Origin of the sequence: uncultured Campylobacter sp., assembly GCF_938031315.1 — a bacterium.
In the GTDB taxonomy this organism is placed as follows: Bacteria; Campylobacterota; Campylobacteria; order Campylobacterales; family Campylobacteraceae; genus Campylobacter_B.
In genome coordinates, this window is sequence record NZ_CALHHT010000145.1 from 1 (window position 1) to 1,653 (window position 1,653).

Here is a 1,653-nt window from a genome sequence, read left to right on the forward strand (position 1 = left end):
TGCGGAAAAATTTCATAGCAATAAATCCCGAGCTAGCGTAAAAGGATAAAATTTAAAATTTCATCTTTCGGCGCACAGGACGAGCTTTGCGCCTTCGCTCATTGCGGCAAAATTTCATGATCTGCGGCGGCTAAAAATTTTATCGGCGCCGCGATTTTATATTTTTCATCGCACGCGGCGTCCGCCCGTCGCCGCATCTATTGCGTTATCGGACAATATGCCATGCTTTATACGGCGCCCGATGCCTTCCAGACGCGCTATCTGTTTTTACTAAAAAACATACGCTACCTCATACTGCCTTCTTCACCGACGCGCCGCCTTTCGTTTATCTAGCGCCCGTTGTTCTGCCGGGCGCATACCCCGCTCCGTTTCCACCTCGCATGACGCGCGCCATGTCCCGTCTAACGGCCTTCTCCGCTCGGTACATGTCCGTAAGCGCAAATTTACTCGCTCGCTGTGTTATGCAACGCATCCATTCGAGCGCTAAATTTAACCGCGAGCTGCGCCGCAAGGAGTAAGAGCCGAGCAAAGCGCCCGATAAAATTTTACGCCGAAAAATCAAAAAGCGGCTCGCACAAGCTCGCGCAAAAGCCGATTTGGAGGCGAAATTTAGCGTCCAGCTATTTAAAAAAGCCGCTATTTAGCTATAAATTTGTAAAATACCGCACAAATTTAAAGGCGAAAAATGTATGTAATATTCGAAGGTATCGACGGCGTGGGCAAAAGCACGCAGATAGCGCGGCTAGCGGCGGCTTTCCCGCAGGCGATCGTGACCAAGGAGCCCGGCGGCACGAAGCTCGGCGAGGCGGTGCGAAGCCTCGTTTTGGGCGAGGATTTTAAGTGGTCGCGCGGCAGCGTAAATCTGCGCGAGGCCTGCGGCGAAATCTCAAAGCGCGCCGAGCTGCTTTTATTTCTCGCAGACCGCGCCGAGCACTACGAGCGCGTGATAAAGGGCAGCGCGGACAGGCTCGTGCTAAGCGATCGCGGCTTCATCTCGGGGCTTGCCTATGCGCTGGCAAACGACGAAAACGCAGATCTTAGCGAGCTTATCGCGCTTAATAAATTTGCGCTTGGGGGCAAATTTGCAGATAAAATCGTGCTGTTTTCAGCGGACGAACAGCTCGTCATGCGGCGGCTTAAAACGCGCGCTAGCAGCGATATAATCGAGGCTCGCGGGCTAAAATACCTAATGCGCGTGCAGGAGTTGATGGCGCGGGCATGCGCGGCGTGCGGCGTTCAGACCCTGCAAATCGACGCCGCACAGTCCGAAGAGGCGATCTGCGATCAGATAAGAAATTTCATACTTTCTTAAAATTTTAAGGCGTGAAATTTTGCCGCGGGAATTGATTTCTCAGCTCTGCCGTGAAATTTTAACTATGAAATTTCATCGTGAAATTTCATCTCCGAATTTTCGTAATAGAATTTCGCAGCAAAATTTCGCCACAGAATTCTGTCTTAAAATTCCGCCGCAGACTGAAAAAGCGCAAAATTTCATAAGCGAAATCCCGCGCGGAATTTTAATCCGCGGATTCGAAGGCGGAATTCCGCTTAAGCTTTAGATTGAAAGGATAATAATGAAGACGTTAAAGTTCGTTTTACGCAAGGTTTTTAAATTTATATTTCTGTTTTGGGTGGTCATAAGCTCGCTTTTCG

2 protein-coding genes are annotated in these 1,653 nt (G+C 49.8%); both read left to right on the top strand.

Annotation, left to right across the window (positions count from 1 at the left end; genetic code table 11):
- Nucleotides 1-685 precede the first annotated feature (685 nt).
- Nucleotides 686-1,312: a dTMP kinase gene (gene tmk, locus Q0236_RS03945; RefSeq protein ID WP_297915339.1), complete on the top strand. Its 627-nt coding sequence runs from the start codon at nt 686-688 to the stop codon at nt 1,310-1,312.
- Nucleotides 1,313-1,331: 19 nt separating this feature from the next.
- Nucleotides 1,332-1,559: a hypothetical protein gene (locus tag Q0236_RS03950; protein ID WP_297915341.1), complete on the top strand. Its 228-nt coding sequence runs from the start codon at nt 1,332-1,334 to the stop codon at nt 1,557-1,559.
- The last annotated feature ends 94 nt before the right edge of the window (nt 1,560-1,653 follow it).

What these genes read in the sequence shown, in the direction of transcription:
- tmk (WP_297915339.1), top strand. Translation starts at nt 686, where the DNA reads ATGTATGTAATATTCGAAGGTATCGACGGCGTGGGCAAAAGCACGCAG.